General features: G+C 32.3%; 22 protein-coding genes. 18 read left to right on the plus strand and 4 right to left on the minus strand.

Annotated features, from left to right (window positions below; all coding sequences use genetic code 11):
• Window positions 1-29 precede the first annotated feature (29 nt).
• The 12 genes from AC13CQ_RS17370 to tsaB all read left to right on the plus strand — a co-directional run bounded on the left by AC13CQ_RS17370 (window position 30) and on the right by tsaB (window position 10,128).
• Window positions 30-1,007 carry a cytochrome c oxidase subunit 3 gene (locus AC13CQ_RS17370; protein ID WP_474506533.1) on the plus strand — a complete coding sequence of 326 codons (978 nt, stop codon included), beginning with the start codon at window positions 30-32 and terminating at the stop codon, window positions 1,005-1,007.
• Between the two features lie 18 nt (window positions 1,008-1,025).
• Complete coding sequence (locus tag AC13CQ_RS17375; RefSeq protein ID WP_008611990.1) at window positions 1,026-1,373, plus strand: cytochrome C oxidase subunit IV family protein; 348 nt, start codon at window positions 1,026-1,028, stop codon at window positions 1,371-1,373.
• A 73-nt stretch (window positions 1,374-1,446) separates the two neighbouring features.
• Window positions 1,447-2,127 carry a hypothetical protein gene (locus AC13CQ_RS17380; RefSeq protein WP_008611991.1) on the plus strand — a complete coding sequence of 227 codons (681 nt, stop codon included), beginning with the start codon at window positions 1,447-1,449 and terminating at the stop codon, window positions 2,125-2,127.
• Window positions 2,117-2,797 (plus strand): SCO family protein, encoded by a 681-nt coding sequence (locus AC13CQ_RS17385; RefSeq protein WP_008611993.1) that lies wholly within the window; start codon window positions 2,117-2,119, stop codon window positions 2,795-2,797. The genes AC13CQ_RS17380 and AC13CQ_RS17385 overlap by 11 nt, the downstream gene beginning before the upstream one ends.
• A gap of 1 nt (window position 2,798) precedes the next feature.
• A complete protein-coding gene (locus AC13CQ_RS17390; RefSeq protein ID WP_474506532.1) occupies window positions 2,799-3,329 on the plus strand; it encodes a DUF420 domain-containing protein in 531 nt (176 codons plus the stop codon).
• Between the two features lie 10 nt (window positions 3,330-3,339).
• Window positions 3,340-3,552 carry a hypothetical protein gene (locus AC13CQ_RS17395; protein WP_008611995.1) on the plus strand — a complete coding sequence of 71 codons (213 nt, stop codon included), beginning with the start codon at window positions 3,340-3,342 and terminating at the stop codon, window positions 3,550-3,552.
• A 168-nt stretch (window positions 3,553-3,720) separates the two neighbouring features.
• Entirely contained in the window at window positions 3,721-4,425 is a 705-nt protein-coding gene (locus tag AC13CQ_RS17400) for an ABC transporter ATP-binding protein (RefSeq protein WP_008611996.1), read from the plus strand.
• Complete coding sequence (locus tag AC13CQ_RS17405) at window positions 4,415-5,644, plus strand: ABC transporter permease (RefSeq protein ID WP_008611997.1); 1,230 nt, start codon at window positions 4,415-4,417, stop codon at window positions 5,642-5,644. Before AC13CQ_RS17400 ends, AC13CQ_RS17405 begins: the two co-directional genes overlap by 11 nt.
• 2 nt (window positions 5,645-5,646) lie before the next feature.
• Complete coding sequence (locus tag AC13CQ_RS17410; RefSeq protein WP_008611998.1) at window positions 5,647-6,903, plus strand: ABC transporter permease; 1,257 nt, start codon at window positions 5,647-5,649, stop codon at window positions 6,901-6,903.
• Between the two features lie 11 nt (window positions 6,904-6,914).
• A complete protein-coding gene (locus AC13CQ_RS17415; RefSeq protein ID WP_008612000.1) occupies window positions 6,915-8,036 on the plus strand; it encodes an efflux RND transporter periplasmic adaptor subunit in 1,122 nt (373 codons plus the stop codon).
• 28 nt (window positions 8,037-8,064) lie between these two features.
• A complete protein-coding gene (locus tag AC13CQ_RS17420; protein ID WP_008612009.1) occupies window positions 8,065-9,435 on the plus strand; it encodes a TolC family protein in 1,371 nt (456 codons plus the stop codon).
• 21 nt (window positions 9,436-9,456) lie between these two features.
• The gene (gene tsaB, locus AC13CQ_RS17425) at window positions 9,457-10,128 is read left to right on the plus strand and encodes a tRNA (adenosine(37)-N6)-threonylcarbamoyltransferase complex dimerization subunit type 1 TsaB (protein ID WP_008612010.1); all 672 of its coding nucleotides are present in this window, start codon (window positions 9,457-9,459) and stop codon (window positions 10,126-10,128) included.
• A 122-nt stretch (window positions 10,129-10,250) separates the two neighbouring features.
• Here tsaB and AC13CQ_RS17430 read toward each other — a convergent pair whose 3' ends face one another.
• On the minus strand, window positions 10,251-11,063 hold the full coding sequence (locus AC13CQ_RS17430; RefSeq protein ID WP_008612011.1) for a mechanosensitive ion channel family protein: 813 nt from the start codon (window positions 11,061-11,063) through the stop codon (window positions 10,251-10,253).
• A gap of 149 nt (window positions 11,064-11,212) precedes the next feature.
• On the minus strand, window positions 11,213-11,413 hold the full coding sequence (locus tag AC13CQ_RS17435) for a dodecin family protein (RefSeq protein ID WP_008612012.1): 201 nt from the start codon (window positions 11,411-11,413) through the stop codon (window positions 11,213-11,215).
• Window positions 11,414-11,602: 189 nt separating this feature from the next.
• On the opposite strand from AC13CQ_RS17435, the gene AC13CQ_RS17440 reads away from it, so the two are divergent.
• Entirely contained in the window at window positions 11,603-13,870 is a 2,268-nt protein-coding gene (locus AC13CQ_RS17440; RefSeq protein WP_337901672.1) for an inorganic phosphate transporter, read from the plus strand.
• Window positions 13,871-13,946: 76 nt separating this feature from the next.
• Here AC13CQ_RS17440 and AC13CQ_RS17445 read toward each other — a convergent pair whose 3' ends face one another.
• The gene (locus AC13CQ_RS17445; RefSeq protein WP_008612014.1) at window positions 13,947-14,864 is read right to left on the minus strand and encodes a NifU family protein; all 918 of its coding nucleotides are present in this window, start codon (window positions 14,862-14,864) and stop codon (window positions 13,947-13,949) included.
• Window positions 14,865-14,949: 85 nt separating this feature from the next.
• On the opposite strand from AC13CQ_RS17445, the gene AC13CQ_RS17450 reads away from it, so the two are divergent.
• From AC13CQ_RS17450 to AC13CQ_RS17470, 5 genes are all read left to right on the plus strand, one after another.
• The gene (locus AC13CQ_RS17450) at window positions 14,950-15,945 is read left to right on the plus strand and encodes a PorP/SprF family type IX secretion system membrane protein (RefSeq protein ID WP_008612015.1); all 996 of its coding nucleotides are present in this window, start codon (window positions 14,950-14,952) and stop codon (window positions 15,943-15,945) included.
• 30 nt (window positions 15,946-15,975) lie between these two features.
• Window positions 15,976-16,491 (plus strand): gamma carbonic anhydrase family protein, encoded by a 516-nt coding sequence (locus AC13CQ_RS17455; RefSeq protein ID WP_474506531.1) that lies wholly within the window; start codon window positions 15,976-15,978, stop codon window positions 16,489-16,491.
• 118 nt (window positions 16,492-16,609) lie between these two features.
• The gene (gene fabD, locus AC13CQ_RS17460) at window positions 16,610-17,485 is read left to right on the plus strand and encodes an ACP S-malonyltransferase (protein ID WP_008612018.1); all 876 of its coding nucleotides are present in this window, start codon (window positions 16,610-16,612) and stop codon (window positions 17,483-17,485) included.
• A 133-nt stretch (window positions 17,486-17,618) separates the two neighbouring features.
• On the plus strand, window positions 17,619-17,780 hold the full coding sequence (locus tag AC13CQ_RS17465) for a DUF1328 family protein (RefSeq protein ID WP_008612020.1): 162 nt from the start codon (window positions 17,619-17,621) through the stop codon (window positions 17,778-17,780).
• A gap of 37 nt (window positions 17,781-17,817) precedes the next feature.
• Complete coding sequence (locus AC13CQ_RS17470) at window positions 17,818-18,006, plus strand: hypothetical protein (protein ID WP_008612022.1); 189 nt, start codon at window positions 17,818-17,820, stop codon at window positions 18,004-18,006.
• A gap of 69 nt (window positions 18,007-18,075) precedes the next feature.
• Here AC13CQ_RS17470 and AC13CQ_RS17475 read toward each other — a convergent pair whose 3' ends face one another.
• On the minus strand, window positions 18,076-18,267 hold the full coding sequence (locus tag AC13CQ_RS17475) for a hypothetical protein (RefSeq protein WP_008612024.1): 192 nt from the start codon (window positions 18,265-18,267) through the stop codon (window positions 18,076-18,078).
• Window positions 18,268-18,810: the final 543 nt, after the last annotated feature.

Raw genomic sequence — 18,810 nt, forward strand, 5'->3', positions numbered from 1 at the left:
AATTTTAAAATAAGAATACTTTAACATTTATGGAAGCTACTGTTACAACAGGTTCTGAAGAAAAAGTTTGGGGTGGAGGAAATGAGCCTCTAAGCGCAAGTTATGGTAAAATGATGATGTGGTTTTTTATCGTATCGGATGCACTAACTTTTTCTGGATTTTTAGCCGCTTACGGTTTTTCTCGATACAAGTTTATCGAAACATGGCCAATTGCCGATGAAGTGTTTACTCACTTTCCTTTTTTACATGGCGTAGACGCACCAATGTACTATGTGGCATTGATGACGTTTATCCTGATTTTTTCTTCTGTTACTATGGTGTTGGCAGTAGATGCTGGTCATCAATTAAAGAAAACTCGCGTTATATGGTATATGTTTTTTACTATTATAGGAGGGATTATCTTTGTTGGTTCTCAAGCATGGGAGTGGAAAAACTTTATTAAAGGTGAATTTGGAGCAGTAGAATTAAAATCAGGAAGAATACTTCAATTCCTAGATGCTTCAACTGGAGAGCGCGTAGCGTTAGCAGATTTTGCAAAACCATTACATAGAGAACGTGTTACGCAAGAATCAAATCAAGGAATTTGGTTTATGTCGGAAACTACATTGCCATCTTTTTCAGTAGAAGAAGTAAAAGCAGGTTTTGAAGCAAATCATAATATTGTAGCTAGAACAGAAATGTCTGATGAAACTGGTAAGAAAGTTGTTCTTACGCGTGAGCAGACAGCAGAGCGCCTAGCACAAGCTGCAATGGTGGTAGAAGGAGCAAACCTAGTGCATAATGAATATGGAAATCGGTTATTTGCAGATTTCTTCTTCTTTATTACTGGATTCCACGGTTTCCACGTACTTTCTGGAGTTGTTATCAATATCATTATATTTATCAATGTTATTTTAGGAACTTACGAAAGAAGAAATAACTACGAAATGGTTGAAAAGGTTGGTTTATACTGGCACTTTGTAGATCTTGTTTGGGTATTTGTATTTACCTTCTTTTACCTTGTATAAATTATATAGTTAAAAAAAATGGCACACGCACACGAATCGAATACAAAAAGAATTTGGGTAGTTTTCGGAATCCTTTCCGTAATTACTATTGTAGAAGTTATATTAGGTATTATACGTCCAGCAGTTCTTGATAATTATGTATTAGGAATGAAATTATTAAACTGGATTTTTATCATCTTAACTCTTGTTAAGGCATATTATATTGCATGGGCATTTATGCACTTAGAAGGAGAAAAAGGAAGTTTTAGATGGTCTATAGTTTTGCCACTACTTATTTTAATTCCATACTTAATGTTTATCTTATTAGTAGAAGGTAATTACATTCATGATGTCTATCATGATGGCTTTATAAGTTGGGATTTTTAATACTTTAACAATACTCATAAGGCGGTTTTTAACCGTCTTTTTTATTTTTGTACTGTTTTTAATTACATGCTAGATGAAGAAATATATCGTTCTTGGAGTTTTGTTTATACTTCCTATTGCTGTTTATCTTTTTTTTGCTTCAGGAGTAAATAATTTTGGAAAATTACCTGTTTTAAACGAGCAAGTCCAAGATGTGAGTTCGTTCTCTTCTGAAGGGAATAAAGTTAGTCTTCACGGTAAAATAACAGTTCTTGGTTTTTTAGGGCAGAATGTGAGTTCTAAAAAACTAAATGCCTTCAATTTAAATCAGAAAATATATAAACGATTTAACGGATTTAAAGATTTTCAATTTGTTTTTCTCTCTCCAGAAGGAACACAAGAAGCAGTTAAAGGTTTAAAAGAAGAATTAAGTCCGTTAGCAGATGTTTCTAATTGGCATTTTATTTTTACTTCAGAAGAAAACATAGCTTCGGTTTTTAATAGCTTGCAAACCCCATTTTCATTGAATGAAGATTCCTATAGTCCTTATGTTTTTATAATTGATAAAGAGGTTAATCACCGAGGACGTCTAATAGACGACCATACAAACAGAGAGTTGTATGGCTATGATGCTACTTCTGTAGCTGTTTTGAATAATAAAATGATAGACGATATTAAAGTTCTTTTAGCTGAATATAGAATGGCTACCAAGAAGAATGGTGTAAGTGATAAGGAGTCGTATTTAAAATATAACAAGAAAAGCAATGAAGAATAAGTCTTATATAGTTGTTGGGTTTGTAATTTTAGTTTTCGGGATAATTTTTATTCCAAAAATTATTGATCGTGTAAAAAGCGGTACGGTGGTGGATATGGATCGTCATGCTATTGGTGAAAAGAAATTAGAAGCTGATGATTTGTTAAAGATGGGGAAAGTACCTGGCTTTGAATTTGTAGATCAACACGGAAATACTATTACAAACGAAGACTACAAAGGAAAGGTTTATGTGGTAGAATTTTTCTTTACTACTTGTCCTACTATTTGTCCTGTTATGACAGGGAATATGGTTAAAATTCAAAATAAATTTAAAAGAAATGAAGATTTTGCAGTAGCTTCTTTCTCTATAAATCCAGAACATGATACTCCAGAAGTTTTATTGGCATATGCTAAGGAATACGGAATTACAAGTCCAAACTGGCATTTGTTGACAGGAGATATGGAGCAAGTTTATGAGTTGTCTAACACAGGATTTAATTTATATGCAGGGCAAAATGCAAATGTTAATGGAGGTTTTGAGCACTCAGGGCTTTTTGCTTTAATTGATAGAAATGGATTTATTAGATCTAGAGCAGACAATTTTGGAAATCCTATTGTATATTATGATGGCACAACCGATGAAGGTGTTAAAATGATAGAACAAGATATTGCAACGCTTTTAAATAAATAAGATGAGTACAAAAACACCAGAAGAAAAAAAATATAATAAGTGGATTGTAATTTTATCAATTGTAATTCCTGTAGTAGTAGCTGCTTTATTTGGAATAAAAATTCCAAATGTTGAGCCTTTATCCTTTTTACCGCCTATTTATGCTAGTACAAATGGGTTAACCGCTATTTTTTTAATAGCCGCTTTTATTGCTATTAAAAAAAGAGATTATGTATTACATGAGTGGTTAATGAAATTTTGTATCGGACTTTCAGTAGCTTTTTTGGTAATGTATGTAGTATACCATATGACCTCCGATTCTACCGTTTTTGGAGGAGAAGGCGTTATAAAATATATCTATTATTTTATTTTAGTAACACATATTATATTATCCATTGCAATTATCCCGTTGGTATTAATTACCTATGTACGTGCGCTTTCTAAACGTTTTAATAAGCATAAGAAAATTGCAAGAATTACATTTCCGTTATGGTTGTATGTTGCTGTAACAGGGGTAATAGTTTATATTATGATTTCTCCATATTACGCCTAAAATTATTTAAATGAAGAGCTTTAAAATTTTAATACTGATTGTTGCTTTCATACTGTTGCCAGATTTTATTCATGCACAATGTGCTATGTGTCGTGCTGTTTTGGAAACAGGAGAAAATCAAGAGGTAGCAGAAGGAATTAATAATGGAATAGTCTATCTTATGGCGGTACCATATATCTTAATTGCTGTATTAGGTTACTTTATTTTTAAGCGAATGAAATAATTTGTATCTGATAATCAGTTGTTTATTGCTGTTCGTCAATTTTTTTTAATTTATTCTGTAACATTTCATTTGTTTGGTAGTCATATATGTGTAAGTAAGTTTTAATCGAGCTTATATTTTTGTATTTTCACTAAGTTTTTAGTGTCTTACTTAAGAAAACTAACCATCATGATTGAAATAAAAGACCTTCACAAGTCGTACCACATGGGGAGTAATTCACTTCATGTATTAAAAGGAATAAACTTTTCTGTAAAAGAAGGAGAGTTAGTTGCCATCATGGGGTCCTCAGGATCTGGAAAATCTACTTTGTTAAATATCTTGGGAATGCTCGATAATTTAGATGAAGGCGAGTATCTTTTAGATGGAGTTACCATAAAAAATCTTAATGAAACCAAAGCGGCTAATTACCGCAATAAATTCTTAGGTTTCATTTTTCAGTCTTTCAATTTAATAAATTATAAATCTGCTTGGGAAAATGTAGCACTTCCGCTATACTATCAAGGAGTTAATAGAAAGTTGAGAAAGGAGCGTGCTATAAAGCATCTTGAATCGGTTGGATTAGGGCCATGGGTGGATCATTTACCTAGCGAACTTTCTGGAGGGCAAAAGCAAAGAGTTGCTATTGCAAGAGCTTTGGCAGCAGAACCAAAAGTAATGCTGGCCGATGAGCCTACAGGAGCTTTGGATAGTAAAACGTCTCATGAGGTAATGGATCTTATCCAGAAAATTAATGATGAAGGAAAAACCATTTTAGTAGTAACTCACGAAGACGATATTGCACATATGTGTAAGCGTATTGTGCATTTAAAAGATGGTGTTATAGTAGAAGATAAAGTAGTTGATCAAGTAAGAGTTACTCCGTATGTTCAGTAGAGATCTTTGGTCGGAAATATTCCATAGTATAAAAAGCAACAAGCTTAGAACATTTTTAACAGGGTTTTCTGTGGCTTGGGGTATTTTTATTTTAGTATTGTTGTTGGCTTCTGTAGATGGTATGAAAAATGGATTTACAAAGCAGTTTAATGACGATGCTACTAATTCTATTTTTATATATCCTGGATCTACTACAAAACCTTATGGAGGTTTTGAAGCAGGAAGAAGAATACAATTTGATAACGAAGATTTAGATTTTATAAAACAGAGTTTTACAGGGTATTTAGAATATATAACTCCTAGATTTTCTAAAAGTGTTACTGCAAATTTTGGAAAAGAAACAGGAACTTATTCTATTAGAGGTGTAAATCCAGATCATCAAATAATAGAGCGTACGGTAGTTGAAAAAGGACGTTATATTAATGAAAATGATATTCAAAACACTTTAAAAGTTGTTGTTATTGGGAAAGTAATAGCCGATGAACTTTTTAAAGATGTAGACCCAGTTGGTCAAAATATAATTTTAAACAAATTATCTTATAAGGTAATAGGGATTTTTTCTGATGATGGAAATGAGCGTGAGGAACGAAATATGTATACGCCTGTAAGTACGCTTCAGCGTTTGTATGGAAATACTCGCAACATTGATCAGATTGCTTTGACCTATAATCCAGAATTTAATTTTGCGGAGGCTATAAATTTTTCAGACAATATAGAAGTAGCTTTAAAACGAAGATTAATTATAGACCCTGAAGATCAAGGAGCACTGTATTTTAATAACTACGCAGAACAATTCTCTAATGTTTCCAACTTTACTACAATGCTTTCAGTAATAAGTATTGGTATTGGAATGTTAATTCTAATAGCTGGAATTGTTGGGATTGGAAACATATTAGTTTTCATTATAAAAGAAAGAACAAAAGAGATTGGGGTTAGAAAAGCATTAGGAGCAAAACCTTTTGATGTAATTAAATTAGTCTTGTTAGAATCGGTATTTATCACTTCTATATCTGGACTAATAGGAATGTTGTTTGCTATGGCTGTGGTTGCATTAATTTCTCCAATTATAGATGCTCCTGCCTTTTCAAACCCATCCGTAGATAATGTAACTATTATTACCGCTACCATTGTATTGGTTGTAGCGGGAGTATTAGCAGGATTGATTCCCGCAATGAAAGCGGCAAGCGTTAAACCAATTGTAGCACTAAGAGCAGACTAACTATGGGAATATTTGACAGAGACCTTTGGAGCGAAGTTTTTAGTACGCTAACTAAAAATATGCTTAGAACATTCCTCACAACACTTGGGGTTATTTTTGCAATAGTTATTTTAATTCTTTTGTTAGGCGGTACAAACGGAATGTCTAATGGATTTAATAGAATTTTTGCAGGAACCGCTACAAACAGTATGTTTATGTGGACTCAAACTACCTCTATGGCTTATAAAGGTTTTGAAAGAGGAAGGCCTATAGATTTTACCTTAGAAGATGTAGATTTAATAAAACAACAGGTTAGTGAAGTAGATATTATTGCACCTAGAATTCAACTAGGCGATTTTGGAGGGACAGCAACCGTAATTCGTAATGGTAGAACTAGCGGTTCTGGAGTTTATGGAGATTACCCAAGTATAGATTTAGTATCTAAAAAACGTATTGTAGAAGGAAGATTTATAAATCAAAATGATATTGAAGACTCTAAAAAGGTATGTGTTATTGGGGTTGATGCTTATAAATTGCTGTTTGATAAAGGGGAGAATGCAATAGGGAAGTCTATTAAAATAAATGGAATCTACTTTTCTGTGGTTGGGATTTATAAGAAAAATGATAATATAAATTTTGAAGGAGAGAATGCAATATTTGTTCCTTTTACCACCTTTCAGAATGCATTTAACAGTGGTAATAAAATAGGTTGGATGGCTATTTTAGTAGATCCTGATAAAGAAGTTGCTGTTGCTGAAAAAAAAATAAAAACACTCTTAAAAAGGAAATATAACATACATCCAGATGATATAAGAGCAATTGGATCGTTTGATTTTTCTGAGATTTTTAAAGGAATTAGTGCTTTTACACTAGTGCTTCAAGGGTTCTCGTTTTTTGTGGGGACATTCACCTTGTTAGCAGGAGTAATAGCTGTGAGTAATATTTTACTGATAACTGTAAAAGAGCGAACCAACGAAATTGGAGTTAGACGTGCTTTAGGCGCTACGCCAAAAATAATAAAGCGTCAAATAATATTAGAATCTATTGTACTTACAACTTTTGCAGGCTTAATAGGTTTTGTAATATCGGTAGCGGCATTGCATTTTTTGGATTATAAATTTGGACATACAGATGAGTATCCTTTTGTGAACCCAACGGTGAGTATTCCGCAGATATTATTTTCATTTATCCTTATGATAGGATTGAGTGTATTAATAGGATTGATTCCAGCCAATAGAGCTGTAAAAATAAAACCAATAGAAGCATTAAGAGAAGAATAAACTAAACAACTATGAAAAAAATTTTAAGATACGTTTTAATTGGAATAGGCGTAATTTTGGTTCTATATGCCGTTGCAAGAGTTTTAAAAACAAATAGCAAACCAGCTGTAACTTTTGATACGGCAACTGCAACAGAAGAAACTATTACAAATAGAGTTGTTGCAACAGGAAAAGTTATTCCTGAAGATGAAGTATTGATAAAACCACAAATTTCTGGAATTATCGAATCTATTTTAGTAGAAGAAGGAGATAAATTAAAATCTGGAGATTTAATTGCAAAAATTAAAGTAGTTCCAAACGAGCAGTCGTTGGTAAGCGCTAGAGGACGTGTGAGTAATGCTCAAATAGCACTCAATAATGCTAAAATTGAGTACGATAGAAACAAGAAACTTTTTGACAAAGGAGTTGTTGCTAGTCAGGATTTCCTTTCTGTAGAACTACAATACAATCAAGCAAAGCAAGAATTGCAAAATGCACAAAACGATTATCAAATTATCCGTGTAGGATCTGCTGGAGGATCTGCAACTGCAAATACAAACATTCGTGCTACTGTAGACGGAACTGTTTTAGAGATTCCAGTTAAAGAAGGAGATCAGGTTATTGAGGCTAATAATTTTAATGATGGTACTTCTATTGCTACAATTGCCGATATGTCTAAAATGATTTTTGAAGGGCAAGTAGATGAAGCAGAAGTAGATAAATTAGAAATGGGAATGCCAATCTCTATTAATTTAGGAGCTGTGCAAGACAAGGAGTTTGATGCTAAGTTAAAATTCATCGCTCCAAAAGGGGTTGAAGACCAAGGAGCGGTTCAGTTTACCATAAAAGCAGATCTTTCTCTTCCTTCAGATGTTTTTATCAGAGCAGGATATAGTGCAAATGCTTCTATTATTTTAGAGAAAAAAGAAGGTGTTCTTGCTATAAAAGAAGCTTTACTTCAGTTTGATAAAGAAACAGAGAAACCGTATGTTGAAATTGTTACTGGAGAGAATGAGTATGAGCGTCGCGATTTAGAGCTAGGTGTTTCAGATGGAATTAATGTAGAAATCTTATCTGGAATAACAAAAGATGATAAAATTAAGGTTTGGAATAAAACTGAACCTATGGACGATGAAAAAAAAGGTGATAGCTAATTAATACTGAAAATTTAAAATGAGCTTTATGAAGTTTAAAATATTAATTTTAGCATTAACGTGCTCTGTTGTTGGCATTGCTCAAGAAAAAAAGCTGTGGACACTTGAAGAATGTGTAAGGTATGCTGAAGAGCACAATCTTACTATTCAACAAGCAGAATTAGATTTAGAAAGTGTTAAGCTTGACAAATCGGACGCTATAGGGAACTTTATACCTTCTTTAAATGCGCAAGCGTCTGCCTCTTCAAGTACAGGGTATTCTATTGATCCAACTACAAATAGTTTTGTGAATCAAAAGTTCTTTAACGTTACACCGTCTATTTCTTCTTCTTTAACTTTATTTGATGGGCTTCGTAATTTTTATCAGTTAAATAGAGCTAAATTAAATGCAATGGCTGTTCAATATCAATCGGACGACATTCGAGATGATATTAGACTTTCTGTAGCAAATGCATACCTACAAATATTATCTAATAGAGAAACGCTTAATGTTTTAAATGCTCAATATAGAGCTACACAACAAGATTTAGAGCGTACCAATGAGTTAGTAGAAAATGGAGTGTTGCCAAAAGGAGACCTTCTAGAGATCCAAGCTACTGCTGCAAATCAAGAACAACAAATAGTTGCTGCTGAAAACAGTGTGCTTATAGCAAGAATAAGTTTAGCGCAATTGCTTCAAATAAGCGATTATGAAAATTTTGATGTAGTAGATGAAGGGTATGCTATTCCAGATGATGCTGTATTGGAGATTACCCCAAGAGAAATTTATGAGAAAGCTTTGACTTTTAGAAATGATATAAAAGCATCAGAAGCAAATGTGGATTTAGCAGAAAAAGATCTTCAGATAGCAAAAGGAGCTAGGTATCCTACCATAAGTGCTTTCTTTCAATATAATACCAGATATTCTGATAACGCAAGATATCCAAGTACTATAGATCCTAATACGCAACAAATAATACCTGGAGCAGAAATTTCTTTTAAAGACCAATTGTGGTTGCAAGATGGTTTTGCGTATGGTGCGCAAATTAATATTCCAATCTTGAATGGGTTTTCTGTAAATAATAATATCAAGAGAAGTCAAATTGATGTGGAGCGCGCTAAATTACAGTTTACACAAGAGAAATTAAATTTAGAAACAGATATTAATCAGGCTTATGTAGATGTAAAAGGTTCTTATAAAAGTTATGAAGCAGCAGGAAAAACAGTAGAAGCTAGACGTCTGTCTTATGATTATGCTAAAGAACGCTACAATGTTGGATTAATGAATAGCTTCGATTTTAGTCAGGCGCAAGCACGTTTAGACGATGCAGAAGCTACTTTAATTCAAACAAAATATGATTTTATCTTCCGTTTAAAGGTGCTTAAATTTTATTATGGAATTCCTTTGGAAGAATGGTAATATAGCTAGTATTTTTGCATAATGGCAAAGATTCTAAATATAGAAACCGCAACAACCAATTGCTCTGTGAGTATAAGTGCTAACGGAAAAATAGTAGCATTAAAAGAAATTAATGATAGCGGTTATACGCATGCTGAAAATTTACATGTATTTATAAAAGAAGCGTTGAAAGACGCTTCTTTGTTGTTTTCAGAAATAGATGCTATTGCGGTAAGTAAAGGTCCTGGTTCTTATACAGGCTTGCGCATAGGAGTTTCTACTGCAAAAGGATTGTGTTATTCTTTGGATAAACCATTAATTTCTGTTCCTACACTGGCTGTTTTAGCCGAAAATAATAATGAAAAAACCGATTTTGTAGTCTCTTTGCTAGATGCAAGAAGAATGGAAGTTTATGCTGCTATTTTTAAAAATGGAGTGCAAGTAAGGGCTACAAAAGCTGAAATAATTACTCCAACATCTTTTTCTGAGTTTTTAGAGGAGGGAAGCGTTTATTTTGTGGGCGATGGTGCTGAGAAATGTAAGACTGTAATTACACACGAAAATGCTATTTTTTCTTCTGAAGTAAAATATCCTTCAGCAAAAGATATGGCAGTTTTAGCAACCGAAAAATATAAAATAGGCGACTTTGAGGATGTCGCCTATTTTGAGCCTTATTATTTAAAAGATTTTGTAACTACAAAACCTAAAAAATAAACTAACTCGCAGGACAAGCCCACGAGATATTCGAACGAAACAATTTAACTTCTTTCCCTGCAGAACCCTATAGTTAACTTATAAAAGAAAAGGCTCTGGGAAATTAAACCCTTCTTGAGGGATTAAGCTTGTTTTTGAATCTCCACTTGATGAGGGTAAGGAATTTCAATACCTTCTGCATCAAATCTATTCTTTATTTCTTCTAAAACATACCAACGGCAATCCCAGAAATCATCGTTTGTAGCCCAATATCTTAATGATAAATTTACAGAGCTATCTGCAAGTTCTGCAACCATAACAGCGGGTTCTGGATGCTTTAACACCTTGTCATTACTACTTACAATATCAAGTAAAATTGCTTTTGCTTTTTTAATATCAGAATCATAGCTAATTCCAGCTGTTATATTTTCTCTTCGGGTGCTCTCTGCACTATAGTTTACAATGTTTTCATTGGAGAGCTTTCCGTTTGGAATAATAGCTTGTTGGTTTCCGAAAGTATTTAAAACGGTATTGATAATTCCAATTTCTTTAACGGTACCAGAAAGCCCTTGTGCTTCTATAAAATCGCCTACTTTAAAAGGCTTGAAAATAAGAATAAGAACTCCTCCAGCAAAGTTTGCTAAAGAACCTTGTAGTGCCAAACCAACAGCTAAACCAGCCGAGGCAATAATAGCAGCAAAAGAGGTAGTTTCAATACCTAATGTTCCTAAAATAACAATAATTAGAAGTATTTTTAGCGCCCAATATAAAAGGGTTCCTAAAAATTCACGAAGACTTATTTCATAGTTTCTTCGCTCCATTATTTTTCGTGCGTATTTTACTACTCGGCTAAATATTATAGAACCAATAATCCATATTAAAATAGCCATTACAATTTTTGGAGCGTATTCTACTACTAATGCAATTCCTTGCTCTAACCACTTGTCTGTTTCCATATTAATTTTTTTTAATTTTTTCAAAATTAGAACCTATAATTCTAAATAGAAAAAATATCAGGTGCTTTATGATGTTTATTTTCATAAAAATAAAAAAAATCTGTTTAACGGCTTTTAGCAATTAAACAGACTTTCTATCTTTTTAAGACTTAATCTATTTCGAAAGTGATTTTTAGATTTACCCGATAATTATCAATTTCTCCATTATTTACCGTTGCACTTTGTTCGTTCACATAAACCGATTTAATGTTATTAACCGATTTAGATGCTTTCTGTATTGCATTTTTTGTAGCGTCTTCCCAACTTTTGTCAGAATTAGCTAATACTTCAATTACTTTTAAAACTGCCATAATATTACATTTTGATGTTAATTATTCGTTGTACCTAAATATAATTTATTTTTATCAGTATCTAAAATTCATAGCAACTAACTTATGGATTCATAGTTAGTTATTAATTTCAAAGTAATATTTTGGTAACTTTAAATTAACTTGGCTTTTAAATTGTTAATAGACTTTTGCTTTTAGTTAAAAGTTTATATGGAGCAGTTTTATATTTTTATGTTGGTGGTACTTTTTGTATTGGCCATTACAGATTTAACAGTAGGTGTGAGTAACGATGCGGTGAATTTTTTAAATTCTGCCGTAGGTTCTAAAGCAGCGTCCCTTAAGACCATATTAATTATTGCTAGTATTGGGGTAGCAGTAGGAGCTATATTTTCGTCTGGATTGATGGAGGTTGCTAGGAAAGGTATTTTTAATCCGGGACAGTTTTATTTTGATGAAATCATGATCATCTTCATGGCCGTCATGATAACAGATATTTTGCTTTTGGATCTATTTAATTCACTTGCATTACCAACTTCTACTACAGTTTCTATTGTATTTGAACTGTTGGGCGCATCTGTAGCAATTTCTATTCTTAAAATTATAAAAGCTAATGATGCTATTGGGGCTTTAGGTAATTATATTAATGGAGATAAAGCCGCAGAAATTATCTTTGGGATTTTACTGTCGGTTGTTATTGCATTCATTGTAGGTGCTTTTGTACAATGGATTTCTAGATTTATCTTTTCTTTTCATTATGAAAAACGTATAAAATATGTTGGCGGAATCTTTGGGGGGATAGCTATAACTGCAATTACTTATTTTATTCTGATAAAAGGAATAAAGGGAGTTTCTGTAATTCCGCAATCTTTTTTAGATTTTATTGATGGTAATAAATTATTAATAGTAGCTTTCTGTTTTGTTGTTTTTACAGGGATTTCGCAAATAATTATCAGCTTTACTAAACTGAATATTTTAAAAATAATAATCCTTATTGGAACTTTTGCATTAGCATTAGCTTTTGCTGGAAATGATTTGGTGAATTTTATAGGCGTTCCAATTGCAGCATATCAGTCTTATGAATTATGGCATGGAGCCTACCAAGCTTCTGGGGTTTTACCAACAGAATATACAATGAACAGCCTATCTGGGCAAGTGGAAACGCCAACTTATATGTTGATATTGGCAGGTTTGGTAATGGTTGTTACGCTTTGGCTTTCTAAAAAAGCACGTTCGGTAATGTATACAGAAATTAATTTGGCAAGAAGTGGAGAGGGGTCAGAAAAATTTCAGCCTAATTTTTTATCTAGATTTATTGTACGCGCTTCTGTCAATTTAAATCAAGCTATAGCGGTAGTGCTTCCTGATGAAATTCAACAGCGTATTGAAAAGAGATTTTCAAAACCAGAAAGTAAAAGAACAAAAAAGAATGCAGATGAACCTGCGTTTGATATGGTTAGAGCAGCCGTAAATCTTATGGTTGCAAGTATTTTAATATCTATGGCAACATCCTTAAAGCTTCCATTATCTACCACATACGTTTCTTTTATGGTAGCAATGGGGACTTCTCTTTCCGATAAAGCTTGGGGTAGAGAAAGCGCTGTTTATAGAGTTGCTGGTGTTTTTAATGTTATTGGAGGCTGGTTTATAACGGCAATTGTAGCGTTTGTAGCGGCTGCAATATTTGCCACGGTTATTTATTATGGAAAAGGAATTGCACTAGTAGTTTTGTTGATTATTGCTGTATTATTAATTACTCGTAGCTTTTTAAGCTACAAGAAAAAGGAAAAGGAGAAAGAAGCAGCAATTCAAATTGATAGAACATCTCTAATTACAATTAATGAAATTATAAGCGATAGTTCCGATAATATCTCTAAAGTAATAAGACGTATAAGCAAAGTTTATGGAGAAGTGGTAGATAATTTAGGTTTGCAAGATCTTAATAAACTTAAAAAATCTAAAAAACAACTCAGTAAATTAGAAGATGAAGTTGATACGCTTAAAAGTGACATCTTTTACTTTATAAAGTCTTTAGATGAAAGTTCTGTTGATGCAAGTAAATTCTATATCCTTACCTTAGATTATTTGCAAGACATGGTACAGTCTATTAGTTATATTACAAAAAATAGTTACTCGCATGTAAATAATAACCATAAGAATTTAAAATTTAATCAAATTAGAGATCTTAAGAGAATTGATGAAAGATTGGAGGTTCTTTTTGAAAGAATAAAAGTTGATTTAGACGGAAATACTTTTGAAGATATTGGTTTTATTATTGAAGATAAAAAAGAATTGCTTGATAATGTTTCAGCATTAATTCAGAAGCAAATAGACCGCATTCGAAGCACAGAAACGAGTCCAAAAAACACGAAGTTATATTTTAGTTTATTGTTAGAAACAAAAGACTTAATTACAGCTACTATTAATTTACTAACACTCTTTAAAGAGTTTCATGACGATTATAAGCGCATAAAAAGTTAAGAAATTTGTTATGAAGAAGAACAAAGCCCGAGTTAAATCGGGCTTTGTTTTTTTAATATTTAAAATAAATTGTTATTTACCCGTTAATGGCAACTACTTCATTTACTTTATCTACTAGCATGCTTTTTAACATACTCTCAATTCCATTTTTTAAAGTGAATGTAGAAGAAGGACAGCCGCTACATGCTCCCTGAAGAATTACACTTACAGTTTTAGATTCTTCATCATACGATTGAAAAAGAATGTTTCCACCGTCACTAGCTACAGCAGGTTTTACATATTCTTCTAAAATGTCAATAATTTGTTTAGAAGTATCATCCAAATTAGAAGTGTCTACGCTTTTATTGTTATTAGGAGTTTCTGCTGCATCTGTAGTCTTGCTTTGTGCGTTGTCAGATACTATGTCTTTCCCTTCTTCAATGTGTAAACGAATGTATTCTCTTAATTCAACTACAATATCATCCCATTCCGCAATATCATACTTTAGAATAGAGATGTAATTTTCGTCAATAAAAACTTCTTTAACAAAAGGAAAATGGAAAAGACCACTTGCTAAAGGAGAATCTTTAGCTTCTTCAATATTTTTAAATTCGTAGGTTGATAAAACTAATTTTTTGTTGGAAACAAATTTTAAAGCAGCTGGATTTGGAGTGCTTTCTGCATAAATGGTTACTGGAATTTTAGAAGGAGTAGTATCATCTTCTATAATAACAGGTTCTCCAGAGTTTAAATAATTTTCAATCTGCTCAGCTACTTCATCTTGAACATCTGCCCACTCAACAATATCATAACGTTCTATAGCAACAAAATTACCAGAGATATATACTGTTTTTGTAAACGGAAGATAGAAAAGCTGCTTTGCCAAAGGCGAATTCTTAGCGTCGTCTACGTTTTTAAACTCATAATTTTGCTTACGAGTTAAAAACTTATTGGCTTCAAACTTTATAATTGCTGGCCTATTTGTTGGCTGTATGTTTATTTTATATGGCTCCATTTCATCGATTTTGTTGCAAAATTACAAAACGTAACTCATCTTTTGATATCTTTGAGCCATTAACCTACCAAATAAAGGTACTTTCATGAAGTTCTTTCAGAAAATCTATTTTTCTTTACTTTTTTTACTTGTAACATCTTCCTATGCTCAAGAGGGAATCCCCGTGTATTTTGACTACCTATCCGATAATTATTACCTTGTATATCCATCAATGGCTGGAGTTGGTCAAGGTGGAAAGGTTAGAATGACTGCAAGAAAGCAATGGTTTGATGTAGAAAAAGCGCCTGCATTACAAACACTCAATGCACATATGAGAGTGGGCGATAGAAGTGGGGTGGGAGCTATATTATTTAATGATAGAAATGGATACCATTCTCAAACAGGAATGAAATTAACATATGCGCATCACATTACGTTGTCCGAATATAGAGATGGAGTTAATCAATTATCGTTTGGAGTAAATGTAGGTTTTTTGCAAAGTAGGTTGGATGAGTCTGAGTTTGTTTCTATTATTCCAGATCCAATAATAACAGGTACTAGCAACAACGTAAATTATTTTAATGTTGATGTTGGGATGTCTTATAATTTTTTAGAGTTTTATGCTCATTTTGCTGTTAAAAATATGTTGGGAAGCGGGAGAGATTTGTATTCTGCGGAAGAGATAGATAATGTAAGACGCTATTTGTTTTCTGCTGGTTATGTTTTTGGAAAATCTCAATGGCAATTTGAACCTTCTTTTCTATTTCAATTTTCAGAATATACAGAAGAGTCTGCTGTAGATGTAAACGCAAAGGTATATCGAGAAATGGATTTTGGTAAAATATGGGGAGGACTTTCATATCGGAGAAGTTTTGATGGCGCCGAATATGAAATTAATGGGAACTCTGGAAAACAAAAGTTACAATTATTCACTCCAATAGTAGGTGTGAACATTAAACAATTTATGTTCTCATATAATTATTCGTATCAATCTGGAGATTTAAGATTTGATAATGGAGGGTTTCATCAAATAACTTTAGGATACAATTTCCTTCAAGGAAAACCACGTTATAAATGTAAGTGTCCTGCTGTAAATTATTAAACTCCAAGTATCTTTGTAGAAATTCTAATTATGATTATTAAAGAAGTAAATGGAAAGCATCCAGTTTTTGGCGCGGATATTTTTATTGCCGAAAATGCCACAATTGTTGGAGATGTATCAATGGGAGCTAATTGTAGTGTATGGTTTAATGCAGTAATTCGTGGAGATGTGCATTATATAAAAATAGGCGATAAGGTAAATATTCAAGATGGAGCTGTTATTCATTGTACCTATAAAAAACACCCTACTACTATTGGAAATAATGTCTCTATTGGTCATAATGCAATTGTTCATGGTTGTACCATAAAAGATAATGTGTTAATTGGAATGGGGAGTATTGTAATGGATAATTGCATTGTAGAAAGCAACTCTATTATAGCTGCAGGTGCTGTGATTACTCAAAACACGCATGTAGAAGCGGGTTCTATATATGCTGGCGTGCCTGCAAAAAAAGTAAAAGAAATTAGTAAAGATTTAAGTAAGAATGAAATTGAGCGTATAGCTAATAGTTATGTTATGTACGCTTCATGGTTTAAGGAGGATTAATTATAGCGGTTTTTATAATTAGTTTCTATTGAATGCCTCGTTGCTTGCCTTTATGCTAGTTAATTCTTTTTGAAATATAATTTCTATTTTTGCTGAAAACCTGTAAATAATAAAACACATGAATGCATATATTTTTCCTGGACAAGGAGCACAATTTGTTGGAATGGGACTTGATTTATACGAGAAATCCGATTTGGCAAAAGAATTGTTTGAACAAGCAAATGAAATATTAGGTTTTAAAATTACTGATATTATGTTTGAGGGTACTACGGAAGATTTAAAACAAACTAAAGTTACTCAGCCAGCTGTATTCTTACATTCAGTTATATTAAGTAAAGTTATAGGGAATACATTTAATCCAGATATGGTTGCTGGACATTCTTTAGGAGAACTTTCTGCTTTAGTTGCCAATAAAACTTTAAGTTTTGAAGATGGTTTGAAATTGGTGTCTCGTAGAGCATTGGCAATGCAAAAGGCTTGTGAACTTAAGCCAAGTACAATGGCTGCTGTTTTAGGATTAGACGATACCATTGTTGAGCAAGTATGTAAAGAAATTGAAGGAGTGGTTGTGCCTGCAAATTACAATTGCCCTGGGCAACTTGTTATTTCTGGGGAAGTAGAAGCAATTAATGCAGCCTGTGAAGCACTTAAAGAAAAAGGAGCTCGTAGAGCTTTGGTTTTACCTGTTGGTGGAGCGTTCCATTCTCCATTAATGGAACCAGCTAGAGAAGATTTAGCAGCTGCCATAGAGCAAACAACTTTTAGTAAACCTATTTGTCCTGTTTATCAAAATGTAACTACAACAGCAGTTGTTAATCCGGATGATATTAAAAAGAATTTGATGGCTCAATTAACGGCACCAGTTAAATGGACTCAAAGTGTTGAGAATATGGTAAAAGATGGTGCATTATTATTTACCGAAGTTGGTCCAGGAAAAGTACTACAAGGACTGGTTAAAAAGATTCATAGAGAGTCTGAGGTTGCTTCTGCTTAACATGTTGTAACTATTTGATATTGTGTTTAGTGGATTAACAGCGAATTAACATTTTAAGTTAAAATTCCTTAAAGATACGTCAGAAAACACTTTGTGTACGTATATTAGAGTATAACCAAAAAACTTAAATATTATGTTACGTTGGACAATCATTTTTTTAATAGTAGCAATTGTAGCTGCTGTATTTGGCTTTGGTGGAATTGCTGGAGCTGCTGCAGGAATTGCTAAAATATTATTCTTTGTATTTTTAGTGTTATTTGTAATATCACTTATAAGTAGAATGACCAGAAGATAAAAATAATTATAATTAATAACCATTAAAACTAAACAACATGAAAAAGATATTTTTAACTCTTGCATTAGTATTTTCATTAACAGCTTTTACAACTAGTTGTAAAGAGAAGAAAGACACTCCTGCTGAACAAGTAGAAGAAGCAGTTGATGACGCTGGTGATAAAATTGAAGAAGGGGCAGAAGAAGTAGAAGATGAAATCGATGATATGACAGATGAAAACAAATAAATTCATCAGTTTATAAAAACAAAAAACCACGCATTTGCGTGGTTTTTTTATATCAATTTTTTTTAAAAGCTAAGCTGTTAAAGTACAATCTTTACAGTCTTTAATAGTACCGTAATAAGTTTCTCTGTACTTGTGAATAGTTCGAAGCGGTATTCCTAATAAATGTTTTCTAATATAAGTAACTTTAACACTTATACTTCCCATTTTCTTACTGTACCTTTTCTCTAATTTTGTTTTTCTTCTAATTTTTATAAAAGCCATAATAGTTATTTGCTCACTTTGTGAGGTTTTAGAATGTTTCGACTGTACTGTCGAAATTGATTCATTTTCAATACCCTATAAAATTTGTAGAGTATATTGTTAGAACAAATATCGTTAATATTATGCTTAAAATCAAATAGTTATATTCTATGTTATTAATCTTACTAAAGATAAAATCTATAGTAAGTAGTTATTTTTAATAAATTTATTGATAATTGTATGTTGTTTTGAGGAATTAATAAGGTTATTTTTTTTCTATAATCGAGCTTTGAAAGTTTCAAAGTCTGCCTCTAAATATTTTTTAGATTTTCCTTTAAATGCCTCATCAGCTTGCTCCGAGATAGTTTCTATCTATTTTTTTCCTAATTTTGAATCATTGTTATCCGATAAAAGTAAATAGATTTTACTCTTTTTTTCTTGAAGGAAATGGGTCTTGTATCTTAAATCAAATAAAAACTGAATAAAATTATTTTGAAAAGCATCATTCACATAAAGTTATTTGTAATACGATGCTTTCTCATTTTAGGAGTTTTAATTTATCTA

This window comes from Galbibacter sp. L-19, assembly GCF_056857615.1.